This window comes from Kineococcus esterisolvens, assembly GCF_050871405.1.
GTDB lineage: Bacteria > Actinomycetota > Actinomycetes > Actinomycetales > Kineococcaceae > Kineococcus.
In genome coordinates this window covers 20,761-45,436 of the sequence record NZ_JBJLRI010000004.1, presented here as the reverse complement: position 1 = coordinate 45,436, position 24,676 = coordinate 20,761, and the positions used below count along the sequence as shown (strand labels likewise).

25 protein-coding genes and 1 other RNA gene are annotated in these 24,676 nt (G+C 75.9%); 23 read left to right on the top strand and 3 right to left on the bottom strand.

The features are described 5' to 3' along the window. The first annotated feature begins 144 nt into the window (after positions 1-144). From prfB to ACRYR8_RS02595, 17 genes are all read left to right on the top strand, one after another. The gene (gene prfB / locus ACRYR8_RS02675; protein ID WP_432482528.1) at positions 145-1,257 is read left to right on the top strand and encodes a peptide chain release factor 2; all 1,113 of its coding nucleotides are present in this window, start codon (positions 145-147) and stop codon (positions 1,255-1,257) included. A gap of 158 nt (positions 1,258-1,415) precedes the next feature. Further along, positions 1,416-2,105: a cell division ATP-binding protein FtsE gene (ftsE, locus tag ACRYR8_RS02670; RefSeq protein WP_432482527.1), complete on the top strand. Its 690-nt coding sequence runs from the start codon at positions 1,416-1,418 to the stop codon at positions 2,103-2,105. After that, positions 2,105-3,010 carry a permease-like cell division protein FtsX gene (gene ftsX / locus ACRYR8_RS02665; protein ID WP_432482526.1) on the top strand — a complete coding sequence of 302 codons (906 nt, stop codon included), beginning with the start codon at positions 2,105-2,107 and terminating at the stop codon, positions 3,008-3,010. Before ftsE ends, ftsX begins: the two co-directional genes overlap by 1 nt. Before the next feature lie 111 nt (positions 3,011-3,121). After that, on the top strand, positions 3,122-3,595 hold the full coding sequence (smpB, locus tag ACRYR8_RS02660; RefSeq protein WP_432482525.1) for an SsrA-binding protein SmpB: 474 nt from the start codon (positions 3,122-3,124) through the stop codon (positions 3,593-3,595). Then, positions 3,592-5,382: a DUF2207 domain-containing protein gene (locus tag ACRYR8_RS02655; RefSeq protein WP_432482524.1), complete on the top strand. Its 1,791-nt coding sequence runs from the start codon at positions 3,592-3,594 to the stop codon at positions 5,380-5,382. Before smpB ends, ACRYR8_RS02655 begins: the two co-directional genes overlap by 4 nt. Before the next feature lie 108 nt (positions 5,383-5,490). Continuing rightward, positions 5,491-5,856, top strand: a transfer-messenger RNA (tmRNA) gene (gene ssrA, locus ACRYR8_RS02650). A 158-nt stretch (positions 5,857-6,014) separates the two neighbouring features. Next, complete coding sequence (locus ACRYR8_RS02645; protein WP_432482523.1) at positions 6,015-6,734, top strand: ABC transporter ATP-binding protein; 720 nt, start codon at positions 6,015-6,017, stop codon at positions 6,732-6,734. Further along, positions 6,731-8,095, top strand: a complete 1,365-nt coding sequence (locus ACRYR8_RS02640; RefSeq protein ID WP_432482522.1) for an FtsX-like permease family protein — start codon at positions 6,731-6,733, stop codon at positions 8,093-8,095. The genes ACRYR8_RS02645 and ACRYR8_RS02640 overlap by 4 nt, the downstream gene beginning before the upstream one ends. Before the next feature lie 194 nt (positions 8,096-8,289). Next, positions 8,290-9,144 (top strand): GGDEF domain-containing protein, encoded by an 855-nt coding sequence (locus ACRYR8_RS02635; RefSeq protein ID WP_432482521.1) that lies wholly within the window; start codon positions 8,290-8,292, stop codon positions 9,142-9,144. Positions 9,145-9,287: 143 nt separating this feature from the next. Then, positions 9,288-10,397, top strand: a complete 1,110-nt coding sequence (locus ACRYR8_RS02630; RefSeq protein ID WP_432482520.1) for an NADH:flavin oxidoreductase/NADH oxidase — start codon at positions 9,288-9,290, stop codon at positions 10,395-10,397. A gap of 122 nt (positions 10,398-10,519) precedes the next feature. Then, entirely contained in the window at positions 10,520-11,104 is a 585-nt protein-coding gene (locus tag ACRYR8_RS02625; RefSeq protein ID WP_432482519.1) for a YqgE/AlgH family protein, read from the top strand. A gap of 27 nt (positions 11,105-11,131) precedes the next feature. Further along, positions 11,132-11,455, top strand: a complete 324-nt coding sequence (locus tag ACRYR8_RS02620; RefSeq protein WP_432482518.1) for a DUF3039 domain-containing protein — start codon at positions 11,132-11,134, stop codon at positions 11,453-11,455. After that, positions 11,455-12,918 (top strand): MFS transporter, encoded by a 1,464-nt coding sequence (locus ACRYR8_RS02615; protein ID WP_432482517.1) that lies wholly within the window; start codon positions 11,455-11,457, stop codon positions 12,916-12,918. The genes ACRYR8_RS02620 and ACRYR8_RS02615 overlap by 1 nt, the downstream gene beginning before the upstream one ends. Then, positions 12,915-14,765, top strand: coding sequence for a DEAD/DEAH box helicase (locus ACRYR8_RS02610; protein WP_432482516.1), 1,851 nt, complete (start codon positions 12,915-12,917; stop codon positions 14,763-14,765). Before ACRYR8_RS02615 ends, ACRYR8_RS02610 begins: the two co-directional genes overlap by 4 nt. Before the next feature lie 71 nt (positions 14,766-14,836). Continuing rightward, entirely contained in the window at positions 14,837-15,295 is a 459-nt protein-coding gene (locus tag ACRYR8_RS02605; protein ID WP_432482515.1) for an SRPBCC family protein, read from the top strand. An 84-nt stretch (positions 15,296-15,379) separates the two neighbouring features. Further along, positions 15,380-15,835 carry a tellurite resistance TerB family protein gene (locus ACRYR8_RS02600; RefSeq protein WP_432482514.1) on the top strand — a complete coding sequence of 152 codons (456 nt, stop codon included), beginning with the start codon at positions 15,380-15,382 and terminating at the stop codon, positions 15,833-15,835. A 70-nt stretch (positions 15,836-15,905) separates the two neighbouring features. Continuing rightward, positions 15,906-16,688: an RDD family protein gene (locus tag ACRYR8_RS02595; RefSeq protein ID WP_432482513.1), complete on the top strand. Its 783-nt coding sequence runs from the start codon at positions 15,906-15,908 to the stop codon at positions 16,686-16,688. A 69-nt stretch (positions 16,689-16,757) separates the two neighbouring features. On the opposite strand, the gene ACRYR8_RS02590 is transcribed toward ACRYR8_RS02595, so the two are convergent. The 3 genes from ACRYR8_RS02590 to ACRYR8_RS02580 are packed head-to-tail and all read right to left on the bottom strand — an operon-like array spanning position 16,758 to position 19,438. After that, positions 16,758-17,459: an NADPH-dependent F420 reductase gene (locus tag ACRYR8_RS02590; RefSeq protein WP_432482622.1), complete on the bottom strand. Its 702-nt coding sequence runs from the start codon at positions 17,457-17,459 to the stop codon at positions 16,758-16,760. 57 nt (positions 17,460-17,516) lie between these two features. Next, on the bottom strand, positions 17,517-18,116 hold the full coding sequence (locus tag ACRYR8_RS02585) for a nicotinamidase (RefSeq protein WP_432482512.1): 600 nt from the start codon (positions 18,114-18,116) through the stop codon (positions 17,517-17,519). After that, on the bottom strand, positions 18,113-19,438 hold the full coding sequence (locus ACRYR8_RS02580; protein WP_432482511.1) for a nicotinate phosphoribosyltransferase: 1,326 nt from the start codon (positions 19,436-19,438) through the stop codon (positions 18,113-18,115). Before ACRYR8_RS02580 ends, ACRYR8_RS02585 begins: the two co-directional genes overlap by 4 nt. A gap of 84 nt (positions 19,439-19,522) precedes the next feature. On the opposite strand from ACRYR8_RS02580, the gene clpS reads away from it, so the two are divergent. From clpS to ACRYR8_RS02550, 6 genes are all read left to right on the top strand, one after another. Next, positions 19,523-19,825 (top strand): ATP-dependent Clp protease adapter ClpS, encoded by a 303-nt coding sequence (gene clpS / locus ACRYR8_RS02575; RefSeq protein WP_432482510.1) that lies wholly within the window; start codon positions 19,523-19,525, stop codon positions 19,823-19,825. A 26-nt stretch (positions 19,826-19,851) separates the two neighbouring features. Then, a complete protein-coding gene (locus ACRYR8_RS02570) occupies positions 19,852-20,427 on the top strand; it encodes a DUF2017 domain-containing protein (RefSeq protein ID WP_432482509.1) in 576 nt (191 codons plus the stop codon). 26 nt (positions 20,428-20,453) lie between these two features. Next, positions 20,454-21,323: a glutamate racemase gene (gene murI, locus ACRYR8_RS02565; RefSeq protein WP_242128714.1), complete on the top strand. Its 870-nt coding sequence runs from the start codon at positions 20,454-20,456 to the stop codon at positions 21,321-21,323. Further along, positions 21,320-22,090 carry a ribonuclease PH gene (rph, locus tag ACRYR8_RS02560; protein ID WP_432482508.1) on the top strand — a complete coding sequence of 257 codons (771 nt, stop codon included), beginning with the start codon at positions 21,320-21,322 and terminating at the stop codon, positions 22,088-22,090. The genes murI and rph overlap by 4 nt, the downstream gene beginning before the upstream one ends. Then, positions 22,087-22,752 carry an RdgB/HAM1 family non-canonical purine NTP pyrophosphatase gene (gene rdgB, locus ACRYR8_RS02555; RefSeq protein WP_432482507.1) on the top strand — a complete coding sequence of 222 codons (666 nt, stop codon included), beginning with the start codon at positions 22,087-22,089 and terminating at the stop codon, positions 22,750-22,752. The genes rph and rdgB overlap by 4 nt, the downstream gene beginning before the upstream one ends. Positions 22,753-22,856: 104 nt before the next feature. Continuing rightward, the gene (locus tag ACRYR8_RS02550; RefSeq protein ID WP_432482506.1) at positions 22,857-24,332 is read left to right on the top strand and encodes a molybdopterin-dependent oxidoreductase; all 1,476 of its coding nucleotides are present in this window, start codon (positions 22,857-22,859) and stop codon (positions 24,330-24,332) included. The last annotated feature ends 344 nt before the right edge of the window (positions 24,333-24,676 follow it).

Below are 24,676 nucleotides of genomic sequence, written 5' to 3'. Positions count from 1 at the left end.
GACCCGGGGTGGGCGTCACCCGTCGGGACCAGCGCCCGCGCCGCCGTCCGGCTCCTCGCCGGGTGCGGCGCGCGGTCCCGCCGCCGGCTGGGCGGCCCCGGCGGGCGCACCCGGTGCCCTCCCGCGCGCGTAAGCTCGTGCGCCGTGGCCATCGACTACCCCGCTGAGATCTCCGCCCTCCGCCAGACGTACGCGTCGATCCGGGAGGTGTCGGACCTCGACGCGCTGCGCCGGGAGCTGGCCGAGCTCAACGAGCAGGCCGCCGCCCCCGACCTGTGGGACGACGTCGAGCACGCCCAGGGCGTCACCAGCCGGCTGTCCACGGTGCAGGCGGAGCTGGAGCGCGTGGAGCGGATGGGCTCGCGCATCGACGACCTCGAGGCCCTGGTGGAGCTCGCCGAGTCCGAGGACGACGAGGACTCCCGGGTCGAGGCCGAGCAGGAGCTGGCGGCCGTGCGCAAGCAGCTGGACGAGCTGGAGGTCCGCACGCTGCTGTCCGGCGAGTACGACGGCCGCGAGGCGCTGGTGACGATCCGCTCCGAGGCCGGTGGCGTGGACGCCGCCGACTTCGCGGAGATGCTCATGCGCATGTACCTGCGCTGGGCGGAGCGCAAGGGCTACAAGAGCGAGGTCTACGACACCTCCTACGCGGAGGAGGCGGGCATCAAGTCCGCCACGTTCAAGGTGGCGGCCCCCTACGCCTACGGCACGCTGAGCGTGGAGCAGGGCACCCACCGCCTGGTGCGCATCTCCCCGTTCGACAACCAGGGCCGGCGCCAGACGTCCTTCGCGGGCGTGGAGGTCCTGCCGGTGGTGGCGGAGACCGACCACATCGACGTCCCCGAGAACGACGTGCGCGTGGACGTGTACCGCTCCTCGGGCCCCGGCGGGCAGTCGGTCAACACGACCGACTCCGCGGTGCGCCTGACGCACATCCCCACCGGCATCGTCGTGACCTGCCAGAACGAGAAGTCGCAGCTGCAGAACAAGGCGGCCGCGATGCGCGTGCTGCAGGCCAAGCTGCTGGAGAAGGCCCGCCAGGACCGCCAGGCCGAGCTGGACGCCCTCAAGGGTGACGACTCCGGCTCCTGGGGCAACCAGATGCGCTCCTACGTGCTGCACCCGTACCAGATGGTCAAGGACCTGCGCACCAACTACGAGGTGGGCAACACCTCGGCCGTCTTCGACGGGGAGATCGACGCCTTCCTGGAGTCCGGCATCCGCTGGCGCCGGCAGGGCGAGCGCGCCGCGGACTGAGCCCCTCGGGGTGCTCCCGGTGCTGCTCCCGCCCGGCCCGGGCGCGGGTGCGGCCCACCCGGGCGGGGGACGGCGCTGACCCGCGGTGCCCGCACGTAGAGTGGTCGGCGGCCGGAGCACCCGAGCACCTCCCGTCCCCGAGACCGGCCGCCCCACGAGTGATCACCTTCGAGCACGTCAGCAAGCTCTACGGCGAGGGGCACCGCCCCGCGCTCGCCGAGGTGACCCTGCAGATCGACAAGGGCGACTTCGTCTTCCTCGTCGGCCCCTCCGGGTCGGGCAAGTCCACCTTCCTGCGGCTGGTGCTGAAGGAGGAGAAGGCGTCCACGGGCACCGTTCAGGTCGCCGGGCGCGACGTGGGCCGGCTGCGCAGCTGGAAGGTGCCGGCGCTGCGCCGCCAGATCGGGGTGGTGTTCCAGGACTTCCGACTGCTGACCGACAAGTCCGTCTTCGAGAACGTCGCCTTCGCGCTGCAGGTGCTGGGCAAGCCGCGGCACGTCATCGCCCAGTCGGTGCCGGAGACGCTGGCGCTGGTGGGTCTGCAGGGCAAGGAGAAGCGCCGGCCGCACGAGCTGTCCGGCGGTGAGCAGCAGCGGGTGGCGATCGCCCGCGCGTTCGTCAACCGGCCGTCGATCCTGCTGGCCGACGAGCCGACCGGCAACCTCGACCCGGAGACCAGCGTGGGCATCATGAAGCTGCTGGACCGCATCAACCGCACGGGGACCACCATCGTCATGGCGACGCACGACGACGACATCGTCGACCAGATGCGCAAGCGCGTCGTGGAGCTGCGCGACGGCCGCGTCGTGCGCGACGAGGACCGCGGCGTGTACGGGTCGGCCCGCTGATGCGCCTCGGCTTCGTCCTGCGGGAGATGGGTGCCGGCCTGCGCCGCAACCTGTCCATGACGCTGTCGGTCGTGCTGGTGACGATGGTGTCGCTGTTCTTCCTCGGGCTGGGCCTGCTGGTCCAGCAGCAGGTCTCCATCCTCAAGGGCGACTGGTACGACCGCGTGCAGGTCTCGATCTTCCTGTGCGGGGAGCAGAGCCCGGCGGAGGTGTGCCCCGCGGGGGCGATCACCAGCGAGCAGCGCGACGCGCTCCGCGACCAGCTGAACGCGTCCCCGCTGGTGGACCAGGTGTTCTACGAGTCCCAGCAGGAGGCGTACGACAGCTTCCTGGAGATGTACGACGAGTCGTTCGCCGAGAACGTCACCCCCGACCAGCTCCCCGAGTCCTTCCGGGTCCGCCTGACCGAGCCGGACCGCTACGAGGAGGTGCGCCAGGAGTTCTCCGGCGTCCCCGGGGTGGAGGAGGTCCCCGACCAGCGGGCGATCCTGGAGCCGCTGTTCGCCGCGCTGGACGGCGCGACGCGCGTGGCGATCGGCCTGGCCGCGCTGATGCTGCTGTGCTCCGTGCTGCTGGTGTCCACGACGATCCGCCTGACCGCGTTCAGCCGCCGCCGCGAGACGAGCATCATGCGGCTGGTGGGTGCCTCCAGGGCGCTGATCCAGCTGCCGTTCGTCCTGGAGGGCGTCGTGGCCAGCCTGGTCGGTGCGGTCCTGGCCTGCGGGGCGCTGTACGCGCTGGTGGAGTTCGGCGTGCGGCGCCTGGGCGAGCGGCCGGACTTCACGACACGCCTGGTGGAGACCTCGGACGTGCTGTGGCCCACCGGCCCGCTGCTGCTGGCCGTCGGGGTGGTCTTCGCCGTCGTGGCGTCCCTGCTGAGCCTGCGCCGCTGGCTGCGCGTCTGACCGGGCGCGTCCAGCGCCTCCAACACGGCCGCCGTGCCCTCGGGACGGCCGTGCGGGGTGCGCTCGCCGCCGCCTAGACTGGCCCGTCCAGACCAGACGGGGAGGGTCCACGTGCCGCGCGAGACCGGGCGCAAGGTGATCGCCAGCAACCGCAAGGCGCGCCACGACTACCACATCGAGGACGTCTACGAGGCGGGCCTGTCGCTGACGGGCACCGAGGTCAAGGCCCTGCGCATGGGCCGCGCCTCCCTCGTGGACGGGTTCGCACAGATCGACCGCGGCGAGATGTGGCTCGAGCACGTCCACATCCCCGAGTACGTCCAGGGCACCTGGACCAACCACGCTCCCCGGCGGCGGCGCAAGCTGCTGCTGCACCGCGCGGAAATCGACAAGTGGGCCGGCAAGGTCCGCGAGTCCGGCCTGACGATCGTGCCGCTGTCGCTGTACTTCGTCGACGGCCGGGTGAAGGTCGAGATCGGCCTGGCCAAGGGCAAGAAGAACTACGACAAGCGCCACGCGCTGCGCGAGCGCCAGGACCGGCGCGAGGCCGAGCGCGCGATGTCGCTGCGGCGGAACCGGGAGTGAGTCCCGGGCTCGTCCACCGGGCCGGTGCCGCCGCGTCCCTGGCCGCCGTCGTGCTGGCGGGGCCCGCGGCGGTGGCCGCCGCCGCGGGCGAGCCGGGGGAGGACGAGCGCGTCCGCTCCTACGCCGTCGACCTCGACGTGCAGGCCGACGGCGGCCTCGCGGTGCGCGAGACGATCGTCTACGACTTCGGAGACGAGGGTCGCCACGGGCTGCTGCGCTCGATCCCGGTGCGCGCACCGCACGACTCCACCCACGACCGCCGCCATCCGGTGAGCGACCTGCGGGTGTCCAGCCCCTCGGGTGCCCCGGCGCAGGTGGAGGCCGAGGAGGACGGCGGCCGGCTCGACGTGCGCGTGGGCGACCCGGACTCCGAGGACGTGCGCGGCGAGGAGACGTACGTGCTGGAGTACCGCCTCGGCGCCGTCGTCGACGGGACCGGCGCCGGCGGGGTGGAAGGCCAGCGCCTGCGCGTCGACGTGCTCGGCACCGGCTGGCAGGTGCCGGTGGAACGCGTGGAGGCCACGCTCACCGCCCCCGGCCCCCTGGCGTCCCTGGAGTGCGTCACCGGCGAGGAGGGCTCGCGCACCCCCTGCGCGGTGCAGCCCGGCGCCGTGCCCGGCACCGCATCCTTCTCCGCGAGCGACCTGCGGGCCGGGCAGGGCGTCACGGTCGGTGCGGTGCTGCCCGCGGGCACCGTCGCCGCCACCGGCCCGCTGCTGGTGGACACCTTCAGCCCGCGCCGAGCCTTCACGGCCGACGCCGCCACCCTGCCCGCGGCGGGGGCCGTGCTGGCCGCCGGCGCCGGCGCGGTGCTCCTCGCCCGGCGGCGAGCCCGCGCCGCGGGCGCCACCCCGTCGGCGGCGCCGTCCGCCGGGGCCCCGCCGCAGGGCCCGCCCGGCGTGCTGGGCGCCCTCGTGCACGGTGGCGCCACCGGCGACGACGTGGTGGCGACGCTGCTGGACCTCGCCCAGCGCGGGCACCTCGTCCTGGCTGCCGAGGGCGGGCGCGAGGAGGGCGGCCGGGTCGCGGACTGGCGCCTGGAGCGGCGGGGGAGCGCGGACCCCACCAGCCCCGCCGAGGACCGGCTGCTGCACACCCTGTTCAGGGGCTCCCCGGTCACGACGCTGTCGGCGCTGCGCACCCGCTCGCGCGCCGGCGTGCAGCTCACCCGGCAACTGCTCGACGACGAGGCGGTGCACCGCGGGTGGTTCCGCGACCGGCCCTCGCGCCTGGCGCACCGCCGCCTGGGACGGGCGCTGGCGGGGCTCGCGCTCGCCGCCGCGGCGGCGGTGGCGCTGGTGCTGTGGACCCGGTTCGGGTTGGCCGGCCTGGCCCTGGTCGCCGTGGCGCTCGTGGTGCCGTTCGCCGCGCGCCCGCGCTCGCCGCTGACGGCCGAGGGGCACCGGGTCCGCGCGCGCTTCGAGGCGTACGCCGCCGGCCTGGACCGCTCCGCGGGCGACCCCGGGTGGGCGCCGGCCGGCGGGGCGCTGGCCCGGCACCTGCCGCACGCGGTCGCCCTGGGCGCCACCGACCGGTGGGCGGCTGCCGCCGCGGCGCTGCAGGCCTCACCCGAACCGGTGTCGCGCCCGGGCTGGTACGCCGGCGGCACGGCCGGCTTCGACCCCGTCGTGTTCGGTGCTCTGGTGGGGACCTTCTCCGCCGACGCCTCCGGGTCGCTGACCGCGCCGCCGGCCGCCGGTGCGTCCTCGTCGTCCTCGTCGTCCTCGTCACCGTCCGGCGGCTTCGTCGGCGGCGGCGCGGGGGGCGGGGGCGGGGGGTCCTGGTGAGCGCCACCGCCGCACCGGCGCGCGGGAATGCGCGCGCCGGACGGGTCGTTGGGACGTATGCTGGTCACCGGTCGCCACGACGGGGCTGGAAGCACCACAACTCAACAAGGGGATGACAGGTTTCGACGTCGGTCGTCGAGCCAGGGGAAGCGGGTCGAGGATGCACGGTCATCTCGTCAACGCTCCGTGCAAACCAATAGGTGCCGATTCCAAGCGCACCGAGTTCGCCCTCGCCGCCTGAGCGAGCGCGACTCTGTCAGCCCGGGTGAGCTCCCGCCCCGGGTCCTGGCATCGACTAGGGGGCTCACCTCTCACCGAGGTCGCGTAGGTGAGAGGGACAACCAACGCGGCTGGGCCCGGCGATGACATGCCTGTGTGAGCATCGGGGCCGAGCAGACCGCTGAACAGGCTGCACCCGGAGAAGCCCTGGTACCACGCTGACGGACGCGGGTTCGATTCCCGCCATCTCCACCTTCGACGAAGGGCCGTTCCCCGTGGGGGGAGCGGCCCTTCGTGGTGCCCGGGGGCCCCTCTCCGCCCCCGGTCCCTCACCCCGCGGTCGTACCCGGCCGCGCGCGGTTCCGCCCACGCTCCGACGCGGCGGCCCCCCTGCACCCGGCAGCCTCGGGGCCATGGACATCCTCACGGCACGCGGTCTCGTCATGGCCCACGGCGAAGGCCCGGGCGCCACCCGCGCGCTCGACGGCGTCGACGTGACGCTGGGTGCCGGCGAGTCCGTCGCCGTCACCGGGCCCTCGGGCTCCGGCAAGACCACGCTGCTGCACTGCCTGGCGGGGATCCTGCGCCCCACCGCCGGCTCGGTGCAGTTGGCCGGTGCGGACCTGGCGGCGATGAGCGACGCGCGCCGCACCGCGCTGCGGCGCAGCGACTTCGGGTTCGTCTTCCAGTCCGGGCAGCTGCTGCCGGAACTGCCGGCGCAGGAGAACGCCGCGCTGCCGCTCATGCTGGGCGGCGTCGACCGGCGCACCGCCACCGCCCGTGCCCGCGACGTGCTGGCGTCGCTGGGGCTGAGCGGGTTGCAGGAGCGCCGGCCCGGGCAGCTGTCCGGCGGCCAGGCGCAGCGGGTGGCGATCGCGCGGGCGCTGGTGGGCTCGCCGAAGGTCGTCTTCGCCGACGAGCCGACCGGTGCACTGGACCAGGGCACCGGGGAGGAGGTGCTGCACACCCTCACCGGCGCGGTGCGGGCGGCGGGCGCGGCGCTGGTCGTGGTCACCCACGACCCGGCGGTGGCCCGCTGGTGCGGGCGGACCCTGGCGATGCGTGACGGGCGGGTCGTGCGCGAGTTCCGTGCACCGGCCTCGCCGCAGGCCCCGTCGGGGGTGGGGGCGTGAGGGGCGCGCTGTGCGTGTGGGTGCGGTTGCTGCGCCACCGCGACTCCGGCGGGCACCTGCCGACGGTGCTGGCGGTCCTGGCCTTCGCCGCGGCGACGTGGGCGGTGCTCACAGTCACCGGCGGGGTGCAGGCGTTCACCGAGCGGGCGCGGCTGGCGGAGGTGACCTCCGACGCGAGGGTCTACCCGCTGCTGGCGGCGGTGTCGGTGGCGCTGCTGGTGGTGCCGACCGCCGCGCTGGGCGGCGCCGCGGCCCGCCTGGCGGTGGCCCGCCGCGACGAGCGGCTGTCCCGGTTGCGCCTGGCGGGCGCCACGAGCGCGCAGACGGGCGCGGTCGCGCTGCTGGACGCCGGGCTGCAGGCGGTGGCGGGTGCGCTCGCCGGTGCGGTGCTCGACGTGCTGACCACCCCCGCGGTGGCGCTGCTGCGCTTCCAGGGCCGGGCGTTCGAGCCCGCCGAGCTGCGCCTGGGGCCGCTGCCGGTGGTGGCGACGGTCGCGGCGGTGCTGACCGTCTCCCTCGTCTCGTGCGCGGTGAGCCTGCGGCGCGTGGTCGTGACGCCGCTGGGGGTGGCGCAGCGCCTGCCGGCGAAGCCCCTGAGCTGGGTGCGGGTGCTGCCGGTGCTCGTGGTGGGCGTGGCCTTCACCCTCGCCTTCCGCGTGCTGGGCGAGCTGACGGCGAGCGTCGGGCTGGCGGCCGCGGTGCTGGTGCTGGCGGTCCTGCTGGCGGGGACGTTCGCGCTGTACAACCTCGTCGGCCCGTTCCTGCTGTCGCTGCTGGGCCGGCTGCTGGCCTCCCGGGCGCGCAGCGTGCCGACCCTGCTGGCGGCCCGGCGCATCGCGGACGACCCGCGCAGCGCCTGGCGCAGCGTCGGCGGCATCGCCCTGGTGACGTTCGTGGCGGGGTGCCTGAGCGTCGTGCCCGGCATGACGGCCACCGAAAGCGGCGACGCCGAGGGGCAGCGGACGCAGACGCTGCTCACCGACATCGGCACCGGCGCCCTCGTCACCCTCGTCATCGCGGCGGTGCTGGCGGCGGTGTCCACCGGCGTCACCCAGGCCTGCCGGGCGCTGGACGGCGCGCCGCAGCACCGGGCCCTGCACCTGGCCGGCACGGACGTGGCGGTGCTGCACGCGGCGCGCTCGCGCGAGACGTGGGTGCCGCTGCTGGTCACCACGGGCGGGGCGGCCCTGACCGCGCTGCTGGTGGTCTCCCCGCTGCTGGCGGTGCTGCGCAGCGCCCCGGTGGGGGTGCTGCTGTTCGTCGCCTGCGCGGTCGGCGGGGGCGGGCTGGTGGTGCTGGCCTCGCGCGCCAGCCGGCCGCTGGTGGCGCAGGCCGCCGACCTCTCCCGGCCCGTGCGGTGACGGGGGGTCGCGTCACCGGCACGCGACCCTGCGCACACGCGGCCGCTCCTGCCGTGCCTCCCCGAACACGCTGTGTCGCAATCGTTCCGCCGTCCCGGCGGTGTTACCCCGATCGGTGCTGAACCCCCCGCGCGGCCCGCTTACGGTCGCCGCTCCAGGCGGTCGGGCAGCGGCCGCCGACGGGAGGGGGCGCGGTGCAGGACGTGGACTACCGGAGGCTCGTGGAGGACTCCCCGCTGGCCACCCTCGTCGTGCGCGACGGCACCGTCCTGTGGGTGAACCGGGCCGCGCGCCGCGCCGTGGGCGCCGGCCCCGGCGGGCCGGGACCGGTGGGTGCCGCGCTGGCCGACCTCGTGCACCCCGACGACCGCAGTGGCCTCGCGGCCGTCCTGGCGGCCGGCGGTGAGCCGGACGCCCCGCCCGCCGAGTGGCGCTTCGTGGGCCCCGACGGCAGCGCCGTCACCGTCGAGGTGGTGCTCTCCCCGGTGCGCTTCGAGGGGGAGGCGGCCCTCGCCCTGGCGTGCTGGGACGTCTCCCAGCACGTGGAGCGGCAGCGCGAGCTCGCCCACCGCGCCACCCACGACCGGCTGACGGGCCTGCCCAACCGCTCCCTCTTCGAGGACCGCTGGTCCCAGGCGCGCTCGCGCGCCCGGCGCACCGGGCGGGCGCCGGTGGTGGTCTTCTGCGACGTGGACGAGCTCAAGCGGGTCAACGACGAGCACGGGCACCTGCTCGGCGACGCGGTGCTGGTGGCCGTCGCGCAGCGGCTGGCCGCGGTGGCGCGCGCGGAGGACACCGTCGCCCGCTACGGCGGCGACGAGTTCGTCGTCCTGGTCGAGGGACCCGCGCAGGTCGAGCCCGCCGCCCTGCGGGCCCGCTTCAGCGCCGCCGTCTCGGACGTGCGGGTGCCGCTGCCGGAGGGCGCGGGCAGCGTCACGACCACCTGCAGCGTCGGCCTGGTCGTCGACGACCCCGACGCGCCGGCCGCCGACGTGCTGGCGCGCGCCGACGCGCGGATGTACCGCGCCAAGCGGGCGCGCCGCACCTGACGGCGTCCCGCGCCCGCCGCCGGCCGCAGCGGTGCGACTGGACGTGCCGGGCCGGACGTGCCGGGCCGGACGTGCCGGGCCGGACGTGCCGGGCCCGGACGTACGGTGCCGGGTGTGCCGGGCCCGGACGTACGGTGCCGGGTGTGAGTCGACTGCTCGAGCCCCTGACCCTGCGCGGCACCACCTTCGCCCACCGGATCTGGGTCTCGCCGATGTGCCAGTACTCCTGCGACCCCGTGGCGGCTCCGGGCGTGCCCGGCGACTGGCACCTGGTGCACTACGGCTCCCTGGCCGTCGGCGGTGCCGCCCTCGTGCTGACCGAGGCAGCCGCAGTGCTGCCGGAGGGGCGCATCAGCCCCCACGACGCCGGGCTGTGGGACGAGGACCAGGAGCGCGCCTGGGCGCGCGTCGTCACCTTCGTGCACTCCCGGGGCGCCGCCGCCGGTGTCCAGCTCGCCCACGCCGGCCGCAAGGCCGCCACCCACCGGCCCTGGCACCCCGTCCAGGGCAGCGTGCCGCCCGAGGAGGGCGGCTGGCCCACCGTCGCGCCCAGCGCGATCGCCCACGGCGACCTGGCCGTGCCCACCGCCCTGGACGCCGACGGGATCGCCCGGGTCGTGGCCGCCTTCGCGGACGCCGCCCGCCGCGCCGACCGCGCCGGCTTCGACGTCGTGGAGCTGCACGCCGCGCACGGCTACCTGCTGCACCAGTTCCTCTCGCCGCTGTCCAACGCGCGCACCGACGGCTACGGGGGCGGCTTCGCCGGGCGCTCGCGGCTGCTGCTGGAGGTCCTCGACGCCGTGCGGGCGGTCTGGCCGGACGGCAAGCCCGTCTTCGTGCGCATCTCCACCTCCGACTGGGCCGGGGGCGGCTGGGACGTGGACGAGTCCGTGGAGCTGGCCCGGCGGCTGGCCGAGCACGGCGCCGACCTCGTCGACGCCTCCTCCGGCGGCAACGTGCCGCAGCAGCGCATCCCCGTCGGTCCCGGGTACCAGGTGCCCAACGCGGGCCGCCTGAAGCGGGAGGCGGGCGTGCCCGTGGGGGCCGTGGGCCTGATCCTGGACCCGCTGCAGGCCGAGCAGGTGCTCGTCAGCGGCGACGCCGACGCGGTGCTGCTGGCCCGGCCGCTGCTGGCGGACCCCCGCTGGCCGCAGCGCGCCGCGGTGGCCCTGCACGACACCGGTGCCGTGGCGTGGCCGGCGCAGTACGTGCGGGCCACCCGCGAGGACGTGCCGCTGGCCGCCCCGCGCTGACCCCCGCGACGGGCCGCGCGCGGCCGGACGGGTCATGATGGGCGGGTGCTCCCCGGGACAGCGCGCACCGGGACGGCACGCGCCGGGAAAGCACGCGCCAGGACAGGAACGGAGGGCCGGTCGTGAGCCCCCTGCCACCCGCCGCACTCACGGGGCGGCTGCTGCTGGCGACGCCCTCGCTGACCGACCCGAACTTCCAGCGCGCCGTCGTCCTCGTCCTGAACCACGACGAGGACGGCGCGCTCGGCGTGGTCGTCAACCGCCCCCTCGAGGTGGACGTGGACGCGGTGCTGCCCGGCTGGCAGGCGTTCACCACCGCCCCCGGCAAGCTGTTCCAGGGGGGTCCCGTGGCGCTGGACTCCGCGCTGGGCCTGGTGGCCGTGCCCGGCGACCGGCCCGACCCCGCCGGCGTGCGGCGGGTCTTCGGCTCGGTGGGGCTGGGCTCGGTGGGCCTGGTCGACCTGGACACCCCGCCGGAGGCGGTGGTCGACGAGCTCGCGGGCCTGCGGATCTTCGCCGGTTACGCGGGCTGGGGCGCCGGTCAGCTGGAGGGCGAGATCGCCGAGGAGGCGTGGTTCGTGCTGCCGGCCGAGGCCCGCGACGCCTTCAGCGACAGCCCCGAGCGGCTGTGGTCGGACGTGCTGCGCCGGCAGGGCGGCGACCTCGCGCTGGTGGCGAGCTTCCCCGCCGACGTGTCGCTGAACTGACCCCGTGCGGGCACGTACGATCCCGGCATGAGCTCGCCGACCGACGACCCGTTCAGCCCCGCTCCCCAGGAGGCGCCGTCGTCGACGCCCTCGCGCACCGCGGTCCTGGACCGCGAGGAGCAGGTCGAGGAGAAGGTCGAGCCCGGCGACCACGAGCGCTTCGCGCACTACGTCAAGAAGGAGAAGATCATGGAGTCCGCCCTCTCGGGCGACCCCGTGATCGCCCTGTGCGGGAAGGTGTGGGTGCCCGGCCGCGACCCCAAGCGGTTCCCGGTGTGCCCCACCTGCAAGGAGATCTACGAGAGCCTGTCCGGCACCGGCAAGGACGGCGGGGACGACTCCGGCCGCTGATGGTCCGCCCCGCCGGCCGCGGGGGGACTGCGGCGGCCGCCCCGGCGGGGCCGCTCTCGCGCGCCCACCGCGCCACCACGCTGCCCGTCCTCGCCTTCATCTGCCTGGTCGCCTTCGAGTCGATCGCCGTGGCCACGGCCATGCCGCGCGCTGCCGCCGACCTGGGGGCGGTGCGCTCCTACGGCCTGGCGTTCTCCTCGTTCCTCACCGCCAGCCTGCTGGGCACCGTCGTGGCCGGCAGTTGGGCCGACGCCCGGGGCCCGCGCCCGCCGATGGCCGCCGGCGCGGCGCTCTTCGTCGTCGGCCAGAGCGTGTGCGCCGCCGCGCCCACCTACTCCGCGCTGCTCGCCGGTCGCCTGCTCGCGGGCCTGGGTGGTGGGCTGCTGGTGGTCTCCATCTACGTCGTCGTCGGTTCCGCCTACCCCGACGAGGTGCGCCCGCGGGTGTTCGGGTGGATGTCGGCGTGCTGGGTGCTGCCCGGCGTGGCCGGGCCCGCGCTGGCGGGCTGGATGGCCGACGCGGTGAGCTGGCGGCTCGTCTTCGGCGTCGTCGTGCCGGTCGCCGTCCTGGTGGCCGCGGTGATCCTGCCCCGGGTGGCCGCCGCCGCAGCCGCCCACGGCACCCCGGGGGGAACGGGCGGTGCGGGCGCGGCGCGCCGGCGGGTGTGGCGCGGGCTCGCGGTCGCCGGCGGCGCCGGGGCCCTGCAGGCCGGGGCCGAGGACCTGGCCGACGGCGGTGCGGCGGCGGTGCTGCTGACCGCCGGGGGCGCGGCGGTGGTCGTCGCGGCCCTGCCCGGGCTGCTGCCGCCCGGGGCGCTGCGCCTGGCGCGCGGGCTGCCCAGCGTCGTGGTGGTGCGGGGGCTGTTCACCGCCGCCTTCTTCGGCACCGAGACGTTCGTGCCGCTCATGCTGGTCTCCGAGCGGGGGTTCTCCCTGTCGCAGGCCGGGCTGGTCCTCACCGGCGGCACCCTGGGCTGGTTCGCCGGCACCACCTCCCAGGCGCGGGCCCTGGACCGGCTGCCGCGCGCGCTGCTCCTGCTCGTCGGCGGCACGGCCCTGGCCGCTGCCGGCGCCCTGCTGGCCGCCCTGACCCTCACCGGTGCCAGCGGGTGGTGGGTGCTGGCCGCCTGGCTGCTCGCGGGGTTCGGGATGGGGCTGGGGATCGCCACCACGAGCGTGCTCACGCTGCGGCTGGCGGCCCCCGCGGAGCGGGGGCTGGCCTCCTCGGCGCTTCAGCTGTCCGACAACCTCGGCTGCGTCCTGGGCATCGCCGTGGCCGGGGGCGTCTTCGCCGCCCTGCACGTCGGCGCGGGCCGCGACCAGGCCCTCTTCGGCGGCCTGTACGCCGGGCTGGCGCTGGTCGCCCTGGCCGCCGGGATCGTCGGCACCCGCGCGAGGGCACCGCGTCCGGCGGTGTCCTGCCCGGGGCCCGCCGCCGGGTCGTCTACGGTGGGAGGACCGTGAGCACGACAGCCCAGAACCCCCCGCCGGACCTGTTCTCCACCGCACCCACCGCACCCACCGCACCCGCCGGGCCCACCGGGACGCCCACCGGCGCCGCCGCCTCGCCGGGCAGGCCCCTGCGCGCGTGGCAGCAGCAGGCCATCGACCAGTACTTCGACCCCGGGCGCGAGGCGCCCGAGGACTTCCTGGTCACGGCGACCCCGGGCGCCGGCAAGACGACCTTCGCCCTGGCGCTGGCCCGCCGCCTGCTGGACGCGCGCAAGGTGGACCGCGTGGTCGTCGTCGCCCCCACCGACCACCTGCGCACCCAGTGGGCCGAGGCCGCCCACCGCGCCGGCATCGAGCTGGACCCGACGATGTCCAACGCGGTGGGCCCGGTCCGCCCGGACGTGCGCGGCTACGTCACCACCTACGCCCAGGTCGCCGGGCACCCGATGCTGCACCGGGCCCGCGCCACCGCCAAGCGCTCCCTCGTCGTGCTCGACGAGATCCACCACGCCGGTGACGGCCTGAGCTGGGGCGAGGCGGTGCAGGAGGCGTTCGCCGACGCCCGGCGGCGCCTGTCCCTGACGGGGACGCCCTTCCGCACCAGGGCCGACGAGCGCATCCCCTTCGTCAAGTACGTCGAGGACGACTCCGCGGAGTCCGAGGGCGGCCTGCGCAGCCTGGCCGACTACACCTACGGCTACCGCCAGGCCCTGGCCGACGGCGTGGTGCGGCCCGTGGTGTTCGCCGCCTACACGGGCACGTCCCGCTGGCGGAACTCCGCCGGTGAGGTGGTGGCGGCCTCGCTGACCGACGCCACCACCAGGTCGGTGGAGGCGCTGGCCTGGAAGACGGCGCTGGACCCGCGCGGGGACTGGGTGCCGCACGTCATCGCCGCGATGGACGAGCGCCTGGAGCACCTGCGCGAGCACGGCATGCACGACGCCGGCGGGCTGGTGCTGGCTTCCGACCAGGACGACGCGCGCGCCTACGCGAAGATCGTCCATCGGGTCACGGGGGAGAAGCCGGTCCTGATCCTGTCCGACGACCCCAAGGCGTCGAGCAAGATCCAGGAGTTCGCCGACGGCGACCAGCGGTTCGCGGTCTGCGTGCGCATGGTCTCCGAGGGCGTGGACGTGCCGCGCGCGGCGTGCCTGGCGTGGATGACCAGCTACCGCACCCCGTTGTTCTTCGCCCAGGCCGTCGGGCGCGTCGTGCGCGCCCGCGCGCGCGGGGAGTCGGCCACGGTGTTCCTGCCCGCGGTGCGCCCGCTGCTGGCGCTGGCCGCGGAGATGGAGACCGACCGCAACCACGTCATCCCGCCGCCGCCGAGCGTGACCTCCGAGGAGGTCGACGAGGGCGGGCTGGACCTGCTACCCGCCCCCGAGCGCGAGCCCGGGCAGGCCCGGGAGTACGAGGCGCTGGAGGCGCAGGCGGAGTTCGCGCACGTGCTGCACGGCGGCAAGGCCCTGCTGGGCACCGAGACCGCGCCGCTGGAGGTCACCGCCGAGGACGAGGAGTTCCTCGGTCTGCCCGGGCTGCTGTCGCCGGAGCAGACCGCGGCCCTGCTCGCCCAGCGCGACGCGGAGATCCGCAAGCGCACGGCCACCCCGCGCCCCGCCGAGGAGGCCGCCGTCGAACCGGCCCCGGCGCCGCAGGACGAGGACGAGGCGGTCTGGCACACCGCGGCGTTGCTGCGCAAGGAGATCCACGGGCTGGTGGGGCGGGTCGCGGCGGGCCGGCAGCTGCCGCACGCCACCGTCTACGCGAAGGTCCGCTCCGCGGTGCCGGGGCCGCCGTCGGCCTCGGCGGGGGTCGACGTGCTGCGCCGCCGGCGCGACCACCTCCTGTCGATGGTCTGACCCCGGCCGTCCGCTGCGCGCGCAGCCGGGTTCGTGCGTCGGCACCGACGCTGCTCGGGTAGGTTCGGACGGTGCCCGAGATCGTCCAGCGGACCATGGTCCGGGGAGCCGTCGACGAGGTGTTCGACGTCTCCCTCGACCTCGACGTCGAGCGCGTCGCGGGCCGGCGGTTCCGGGTCCGGGCCGTCGAGGGGTTCGGCCGCACGAAGGGACGCATCCAGCTCGGCGAGAGCGTGCGCTGGCGGCTGCGGCTCTTCCGGTTGTTCCCGGTCACCCACACCTCGAACATCGTGGAGCTGGAGCGCCCGCACCGGTTCGTGGACCGCATGGACTCCGGCCCGTTCGCGGAGTTCCGCCACGAGCACGCCTTCGAGCCCGAGGGTCCGCAGATGACGATCATGACGGACCGCATGGCGTGGCGCAGCCCCGCCGGTCCGCTGGGCCGCCTCGCCGACGCGCTGTTCGTGCGGCGCACCCTGCGCCGGCTGCTGGCCGACCGGAACTCCGAGATCGTGCGCCGCTTCAGCTGACCCGGACGGGTGCCGGAGGAACCCGGCGCCCGGCGCGGGCGTTCGACCGGTGTGACCGGGAACGCCCCGGCGGAGGAGGACGACGTGGGTTTTCTCGACAACCTCAAGCGCAAGGGCCTGCTCACCGGCGACCAGCTGAAGACGCGGGTCGCGCAGTTCAAGAGCAAGGACTTCGCGGAGGCGAGCATGGCGACGTGCGCGCTCATCGCCGCCGCCGACGGCAGGATCGACCCGTCCGAGCGGCAGAAGACGGCGGCCTTCATCGGCTCGCACGACGTCCTCGCCGCCTTCGACGCCGGGCAGCTGCGAGACTCCTTCGAGCGGTACTGCGGCAAGCTGTCCAGCGACTACGACTTCGGGAAGATCGAGGCGCTGCAGGCCGTCGGCAAGCTGCGCAGCAAGCCCGACCAGGCGCGTGCGGTCGTCCAGGTGGGCGTGCTCGTCGGTGGTGCCGACGGCGACTTCGACGACGACGAGCGCCGCGCGGTGCGCGACGTCTGCCACGCCGTGGGCCTCGACCCCGCGGAGTTCGGCGTCTGATGCGCGTCACCCCCACGGGCCGCCGGGGTGCCCCGGTGGCCGCCGCACCGACCTGGCAGGCTCTGGCCCCGTGAGCACCCCCGCCGGCTGGTACCCCGACCCGTCGCACCCGGCGCAGCTGCGCTGGTGGGACGGGTCGGCCTGGACCGAGCACACGCACGCCGCACCGCCCGGGCAGGGCCACGGCCTGGACCTGCGCAAGGACGCCCCGGGGGGTGCCCACGGCCACCCCGCCCCGCAGGACCGACCCGCCCAGCACGGCCCGTACGGCCCCTACGGCACCGCCCCCTACGGCACCGCCCCCTACGGTGCCGGCCCCCACGGGCAGCTGTCCGCCCGCGCCCTGGCCACCCCCGACGGGCAGCCGCTGGGCAACCTCGGCCTGCGGCTGCTGGCCCGCGTCCTGGACTGGGTGCTGGTCTCCGCCATCGCCACCGCCGCGGGCTGGTCGCTCGTGCAGCGCATGGTGGCGACGATGGACGAGTCGCTCGACGCGGTGGCCGCCGGCGACACCACGGCCACGCTGCGCCTGCTGGAGGACCCGGGGTTCACGGCCGCCTCCTCCAGCTTCACGTTCGTGCTGCTGGCCGTCAGCGCCGTCTACACGGTGCTGCCGCTGCGCTTCTACGGCGCGACCCCCGGCAAGGCGCTGTTCGGCCTGAGGGTGCGGCACTGGGAGCGGCCCGGGCACCCCACGTGGGGGCAGTCGATCCTGCGCTGGGTGACCAGCGACCTCGTGGGGCAGATCGTGCCGTTCTACCTGCTGCTGGACTACCTGTGGCCGGCGTGGGACCGGCGCAAGCAGGCCCTGCACGACAAGCTGGGCGGCACCGTGGTGGTGCGCCGGCGCTGAGCGCGCCGCCCCGTCCGGGCACCGCGCCCCGCGCGGGGTGCGGTGCCCGTGGTGCTCAGGCGGTGGTGCTCAGGCGGTGAACTGCGCGGGGCGCTCACGCGGCGCCTCGCCCAGCGCCCGTGCCACCCCGTCGGCGTCCAGCACCGCGCCGTACACCGGGGTGCCGGGCTGCTGGCGCCAGGAGTCCGCCAGCGGCCCGGCGTCCACGGGGTCGAAACCCATCGTGAAGACCAGGTCGGCGACCACGGCCTTCGCCGCGGCGTCGTCGCCGGCCACCGGCAGGGCTCGCCGCTGCGGGTCGCCGGACGGGCGGGCGGCCGAGAGCAGGTGCTCGGCCTCGATGCCGTTGAACGCCTTCACCCAGCGCAGCCGCCCCGCCGGGTCCAGCTGCTGCGCCACCCACGCCGTCTCCGGCGTGCCGCCCTCGATCGCGTCGATGCGACCGTCGCGCTCGCGCGGGTAGTAGTTGCCGGTGTCGACGACCACGGTGCCGTCGGCGGCGGCGTCCAGGACGCCGGCCAGGTCCGGCACGTTCCTCTCCGGGACGGTGACCACCACGAGGTCGGCGCCGCGCGGGGCGTCGGCGGCCTCCACCGCCCTCGCACCGGTCTGGGCCGCCAGGTACTCGAGGGTCTCGGGCCCGCGGGAGTTCGCCACCCGCACCTCGTGCCCCAGCCCGGTGAACGCCCGGGTGAGGTTCGCGCCGATGTTGCCCGCTCCGATGATGCCGATGCGCACGTCGTGCTCCCGTCGTCGAGGTGGTCCCTGCAGGGGCTCGGCAACCCCGCCGTGCGCCGCCCTGTTCCGGGCCGTGGCCCGGGGCGCGGTTCAGGCGACGACGGGGTCGCCGACCAGTGAGACGCCCGCCACGCGCAGCTGCTCCAGCGCAGCCCGGACGGTCGCCGCCGAGATGCCGGCGGTCAGCCCCAGCAGCACGGTCGTGCGGAACCCCTCCCGCACGGCGTCCAGGGCCGTGGCGCGCACGCAGTGGTCGGTGGCGATGCCCACCACGTGCACCTCGTCCACGCCCCGCTCGCGCAGCCAGTCCGCCAGGCCGGTCACCAGCTCGCCGCCCTCGGCGGTGACGGTGGACGTCGTCCCCTCGAACCCCGAGTAGGCCGCCGCGTACTGGCCCTTGCGGAAGACCGCCTCCACCCGGGAGGTGTCCAGCGCGTCGTGCAGCAGCGCGCCGTAGCTGCCGGCGCGGCAGTGCGGCGGCCACGAGTCCACGAAGTCCGGGGTGTCGGAGAAGTGGTCCCCGGGGTCGACGTGGAAGTCCTGGGTGGCCACGACGTGGTCGTAGGCGATGCCGCCGCGGGCCAGCAGCTGGCTGGTGGCCGCGGCGACCTCGTCGCCACCGGCCACCCCCAGCGCACCGCCGGGGCAGAAGTCGTTCTGGACGTCGACGACGACGAGGCAGCGGGTCACCGGGCCCCCTCCGCACCGGCGGCGGCCGGCGGCAGGACCGTGGTGGGGATCGCAGGGTCCCCCTTGGACAGGGCCAGGCCGTCCCACGGCAGCGTCACCAGCACCCGGCGCAGGTGCTCGCGCGAGGCCTCCAGCGAGGGCAGGTCCGGCACCCGTTCGCCGTCGACGACGAACGGCACCTGCAGCGGGCGGTCGTTCGGCTCGCGCGGGGGAGCGGCCCCCACGCCCAGGACCTCCTCGGTGGCGGTACCGGTGGGCCGGTGCCGGCGCACCGCGACCTTGCGCCCGCCCTGGGTGACCTTGGAGGTGGAGCGCTTGGCGACGGGGCGGCCCTCGACCTCCACGAGCTTGTAGACCAGCCCGGCGGTGGGGGCCCCGGACCCGGTCACCAGGGAGGTGCCCACCCCGTAGCCGTCCACGGGCGCGGCGGCCAGCGCCGCCAGGGCGTACTCGTCCAGGTCGCCGGAGACGACGATGCGCGTGCCCGTCGCCCCCAGGGAGTCCAGCTGCGCGCGGGCCTGCTCCGCCAGGACGGCCAGGTCCCCGGAGTCGATGCGCACCGCCCCCAGCCGCGGGCCGGCGACCTCGACCGCCGTCTCGATGCCGCGGGTGATGTCGTAGGTGTCCACCAGCAGGGTCGTGCCGGTGCCCAGGGCGGCGACCTGCGCGCGGAACGCCTCCTCCTCGGTGTCGTGCAGCAGCGTGAAGGCGTGCGCGCTGGTGCCCGCGGTGGGGATGCCGTGGCGCTCGCCGGCGGCCAGGTTCGAGGTGGCGGTGAAGCCGCACAGGTACGCGGCGCGGGCGGAGGCGACCGCGGCCTCCTCGTGGGTGCGCCGCGAGCCCATCTCGATCAGCGGCCGGCCGTGCGCGGCGGTGCTCATGCGGGCGGCTGCGGCGGCCACCGCGCAGTCGTGGTTGAGGATCGAGAGCACGACCGTCTCCAGCACCACGGCCTCGGCGAAGGTGCCGGTCACGGTGAGCATCGGCGAGCCGGGGAACCACAGCTCCCCCTCGGCGTACCCCTCGATCGAGCCGCCGAAGCGGTAGTCGGCCAGCCACTGCACGGTGCGCTCGTCCAGCACGCCGCGCAGCCCGGCCAGTGCGGCCTCGTCGAAGGTGAAGTCGCGCACCGCGTCCAGCACGCGCGGCACGCCGGCGACCACGCCGTAGCGGCGCCCCTCGGGCAGGCGGCGCCCGAACACCTCGAAGACGCAGCGCCGCTCGGCGGTGCCGTCGGCCAGCGCGGCCTGCAGCATCGTCAGCTCGTAGTGGTCGGTCAGCAGTGCCGTGGAGGGGGCGCTGGACGCCGTGCTCGCGCTCACGCCGCCGAACCTAGCGCGCGCACCGGACGCCCGGCGCGGCAGCGCGCGGGCGGCCCCGGCGGGCCGGGCTCCTAGACTGGGTCCGTGCCCTCGACCGTCCTCACCGCTCCCGTGGAGCTCGAGCGCCCCGAGGCGGACCTGACCGCCGCCCCCGACACCCCCTGGGTCACGCTGGTCTGGAACGACCCGGTGAACCTCATGTCCTACGTCTCCTACGTCTTCCGCACCCACTTCGGCTACTCCGAGGCGAAGGCGCAGGCCCTCATGCTCGACGTGCACACCAAGGGCCGCGCCGCGGTCAGCACCGGCAGCCGCGAGCAGATGGAGCGCGACGTGGAGGCCATGCACGGCTACGGCCTGTGGGCGACCCTGCAGAAGGACGACTGAGCCCCCTGAGGATCCGACGACGCGCCATGGCCACCTTCCGCCGTTCCCGCAACGGGCTGTTCTCCCTGACCCTGCAACCCGTCGAGGCCGACGTCCTGGCCTCCGTCACCCGCGAGGTGCTGGAGCTGCTGGACGTGCCGGAGCAGCGCCCGGACCCGCTGGCCGAGGAGCTCGGCCTGGGGGGCCTGCCCGGCTTCGGCGCCTTCGCCGACGGCACCGGCGGGCCCAGCGCGCCGCCCGAGGACGACGTGCTGCGCCGGCTGCTGCCGGACGCCTACCCCGAGGACCCCGGTGCCGCCGCGGAGTTCCGCCGCTTCACCGAGCACTCCCTGCGCGAGCGCAAGGCCGCCGCCGCGCGCGCGGTGCTGGCCTCGCTGGCCCCCGTGGAGGGGCAGGGCGGGCGCGTGCAGCTGGACGCCGACGGCGCCCGCACCTGGCTGGCCGCGCTCAACGACGTCCGCCTGGCCCTGGGCACCCGCCTGGGCGTCAGCGACGACTCCGACCCCGGCCCGTTCGACGAGGACGACCCCGAGCGCTACGCGTGGGCCGTGTACGACTTCACCACGCACCTGCAGGAGACGCTGGTGCGCTCCCTGGGCTGAGCGGGGACGCCGCGTAACCTGCTGCGGTGAGCGCGAGCCTGGACCGGGACGACCCCATCGGCATCTTCGACTCGGGGGTCGGCGGCCTCACCGTCGCCCGCGCGGTCCTCGACCAGCTGCCGCACGAGGCGATCCACTACATCGGCGACACCGCCCACAGCCCGTACGGCCCCAAGCCCATCGCCGAGGTGCGCCGCTACGCCCTGGACGTGCTCGACGACCTCGTCGACTCCGGCGTGAAGATGCTCGTCATCGCCTGCAACTCCGCCTCCGCCGCCGTGCTGCGCGACGCCCGCGAGCGCTACGACGTGCCCGTCGTGGAGGTCATCCTCCCGGCGATGCGCCGGGCGGTGCGCGCCACCCGCAACAACCGCGTCGGCGTCATCGGGACCCGCGCCACGATCTCCTCGCGCGCCTACGACGACGCCTTCGCCGGCGCGCTGGACGTGCACCTGACCAGCGCGGCGTGCCCGCGGTTCGTGGAGTTCGTCGAGCGCGGCGTCACCGGCGGCCCGGAACTGCTCGACGCCGCCCGCGAGTACCTGGCCCCCGTCATGGCCGCCGGTGTGGACACCCTGGTGCTGGGCTGCACCCACTACCCGATGCTGACCGGCGTGCTGCGCACCGTCGTCGGCGACGGGGTGACGCTGGTCTCCAGCGCCGAGGAGACCGCGCTGGACGTCTACCGGGAGCTGTCCGCGCGCGACCTGCTGCGCCCCGACGACCGCCCCGCCCCGCGGCACCGCTTCACCGCCACCGGCGACCCCACCCCGTTCCGGCAGCTGGCACAGCGCTTCCTGGGCCCGCAGATCGTCTCCGTGGAGGAGACCGGCCCGCTGCAGCTGGGGGCGCTGCGCGGGGCCCTGCGCGGCGCCGGTGAGAAGGTGGGCCGGTGAGCACCGACCCCGCCACCCCCACCGCCCGCGCCGACGGCCGCGCCCCCGACGAGCTGCGCGACGTGCGCATCACCCGCGGCTGGCTCGACCACGCCGAGGGCAGCGTCCTGGTCGAGTTCGGCCGCACCCGCGTGCTCTGCGCGGCGTCCTTCACCGAGGGCGTGCCGCGCTGGCGCAAGGGTTCCGGGCAGGGCTGGGTCACCGCCGAGTACGCCATGCTGCCGCGCGCCACGAACACCCGCGGCGACCGCGAGTCCGTCAAGGGCAAGATCGGCGGGCGCACCCACGAGATCAGCCGCCTCATCGGCCGCAGCCTGCGCGCCGTCGTCGACACGAGGGCGCTGGGCGAGAACACCGTCGTGCTCGACTGCGACGTCCTGCAGGCCGACGGCGGCACCCGCACCGCCGCCGTCACCGGCGCCTACGTCGCGCTCGCCGACGCGATCGCCTGGGGCAGGGCGAAGGGCCTGGTCCGGCAGTCCAAGCAGCCGCTCACCGGGTCCGTCAGCGCCGTCAGCGTCGGCGTCGTCGGCGGCCGACCCGTCCTCGACCTGCCGTACGTGGAGGACGTCAAGGCCGAGACCGACATGAACGTCGTCGTCACCGGCGACGGCCGGTTCGTGGAGGTGCAGGGCACCGCCGAGGGGGTGCCCTTCGACCGCTCCGAGCTGGACGCCCTGCTCGACCTGGCCGTCGGCGGCTGCGCGCGCCTGGCCGCCCTGCAGGCCGAGGCGCTGGCCGCCCCGCTGCCCGGTGCCGGCGCGTGAACGGCCCGGCGAGCGGGCGCAGGGTGGTGCTGGCCACCCGCAACGCCCACAAGGTCGGTGAGCTGCGCGCGGTGCTCGAGCCGCTGCTGCCCGGCGTGGAGGTCCTCGGCGTCGACGCCTTCGGCGACGTTCCCGAGGTCGCCGAGACCGGCGTGACGTTCGAGGAGAACGCGCTGCTGAAGGCCCGCGCCGTGGCCGCCGCCACCGGGGTCGTCGCCGTCGCCGACGACTCCGGGATCGCCGTGGACGTCCTCGGCGGGGCGCCGGGCATCTTCTCCGCGCGCTGGGCCGGCCGGCACGGCGACGACGCCGCCAACCTGGACCTGCTGCTGGCGCAGGTCGCCGACGTGCCCGCGCAGCACCGCGGCGCGGCGTTCGTGTGCGCCGCTGCGCTCGCCACGCCCGCCGGCGAGGAGCACGTCGTGCGCGGCGAGCTGCGCGGCCGGATCACCACCGCCGCCGCCGCCGGTGGCGGGGGCTTCGGCTACGATCCGATCTTCGTGCCGGAGAGGTCCGAACGGACCCTCGCCGAGCACAGCGCGGAGGAGAAGAACGCGATCAGCCACCGCGGCCGGGCCTTCGGTGCGCTCGTGCCCGTGCTGGCCGCCGTTCTCGACGGAAGACCCATCCAAGGGCCGGCCGGCTCCGAAACCCGGGTGTGAGAACACCGGGCAGCGCATCGAGGACTCCGGCGCCGGAGGGGAGCACGGGGCCTCAGCCCCGCGCAGCCGGCCTCGCGGCGCTGTCCGGGGTCCTCGCCGCCGGCGTGACGCTCGGGGTGGGGCAGCTGGTGGCCGGTCTGCCGTTGAGCGGGCTGTCCCCGTCGGCGGCCCCCCTCGTCGTCGTGGGCGACGCCGTCGTGGACCGGGTCCCCGCACCCGTGAAGGACTTCGCGATCCGGACGTTCGGCACCGCGGACAAGGCGGTCCTGCTGGGCACCATCGCGGTCCTCGTCGTCCTGCTGGCCGCCGCCGCGGGCGTCCTGGCCCGTCGCCGCCTGGTCCTCGGCGCCGGCGTGGTCGGGCTCCTGGGCGTCGCCGGCGTCCTGGCGGCCGCGACCCGCCCCGACGCCACCGCGCTGTCCCCGCTGCCCTCCGCCCTCGGCGCCGCCGCCGGGGCGTACGCCCTCACCCTGCTGACGCGGCGCCTGGCCCCCGGTGGCCGGGCCGAGGAGCCCCGGCGCCGCGCCGTCCTGCTCGGCGGGGTCGCCGCCGCGGGCCTGACCACCGGGGGAGCGGGACGCGTCCTGTCCGGTGCCCGCAACGCCGAGGAGTCGCGCGCCGGCGTCGTGCTGCCCGCCCCGGCCGAGCCCGCCCCGCCCGTGCCCACCGGCGCCGACCCGGTGGCACTGGTCGGCGCGGGGCTGACCCCGTACGCCACCGGCAACCGGGACTTCTACCGCATCGACACCGCCCTCGTCGTCCCCGACCTGCGCGCGCAGGACTGGACGTTGCGGCTGCACGGCATGGTCGACCAGGAGGTCACCCTCACCTTCGACGACCTGCTCGCACTGCCGCTGGTCGAGCGGTGGATCACCCTCACCTGCGTGAGCAACGAGGTCGGCGGCGACTACGTCGGCAACGCCAGGTGGCTGGGGTACCCGCTGGCGGACCTGCTGGCCCGCGCCGGGGTGCGCGAGGGTGCCGACATGCTGTTCGCGACCAGCGCCGACGGGTTCACGCTGTCCGCGCCGCTGGCCGAGGCCACCGACGGCCGCGACGCGCTCCTCGTCGTCGGCATGAACGGCGAGCCGCTGCCCCGCGAGCACGGGTTCCCCGTCCGCATGGTGGTCTCCGGTCTGTACGGGTTCGTCTCCGCGTGCAAGTGGGTCACCGACCTCGAGGTCACCCGGTTCGCGGACAGGGCCGCGTACTGGACCGAGCGCGGCTGGGCCGAGAGGGCCCCGATCAAGACGGCCTCGCGCATCGACGTCCCCCGCTCCTTCGCGACGGTGCGCGCCGGCCGGGTCCCCGTCGCCGGCGTCGCCTGGGCGCAGGACCGCGGGGTCTCCGCCGTGGAGGTCCGGGTGGACCGCGGCGAGTGGCTCCCCGCGAAGGTGCTGCCGTCGGTGTCGGAGGACACCTGGTGCCAGTGGGTGTTCGACTGGGACGCCGAACCCGGCGGGCACGTCCTGGAGGTCCGCGCCACCGACGCGACGGGGACGCCGCAGACCGCGGACGTGGTGGCGCCGATCCCGAACGGGGCCAGCGGGTACGACTCGGTCACGGTGACGGTCGAGTAGTTCTCGGGTTCTCGGGTTCTTCCGTTCTCGTGCTGCCGTGGCCGGGTTCTCGGCCGGCCGGCGGGGTGGTGCGGGCGCCGGGCTCTCCGCCCGCTCCTGGGCGCTGGACTCCCGTCCTCGCGCGGGGCGGGCTCCGGACGCCCGGCACCCGCACCACCCCGCCGGCCTCCACCCTCACCGGTTCCCGGTGTCGATCTCCCACGTCCACCTCCCGCCGTGATCCTGCGCGGTCCAGCGCTCGCGGTCGCGAGGCCGCCCGGAACCCCTCACCACCGGCACCCGGCCGAACGGGCGACCCGAGCGCGGGAGCCGCACTGGTCCGATCGGGGGAGGACGGAAACTCC

What these genes read in the sequence shown, in the direction of transcription:
- ftsX (WP_432482526.1), top strand. Translation starts at nt 2,105, where the DNA reads ATGCGCCTCGGCTTCGTCCTGCGGGAGATGGGTGCCGGCCTGCGCCGC.
- ACRYR8_RS02645 (WP_432482523.1), top strand. Translation starts at nt 6,015, where the DNA reads ATGGACATCCTCACGGCACGCGGTCTCGTCATGGCCCACGGCGAAGGC.
- ACRYR8_RS02620 (WP_432482518.1), top strand. Translation starts at nt 11,132, where the DNA reads ATGAGCTCGCCGACCGACGACCCGTTCAGCCCCGCTCCCCAGGAGGCG.
- ACRYR8_RS02615 (WP_432482517.1), top strand. Translation starts at nt 11,455, where the DNA reads ATGGTCCGCCCCGCCGGCCGCGGGGGGACTGCGGCGGCCGCCCCGGCG.
- ACRYR8_RS02570 (WP_432482509.1), top strand. Translation starts at nt 19,852, where the DNA reads ATGGCCACCTTCCGCCGTTCCCGCAACGGGCTGTTCTCCCTGACCCTG.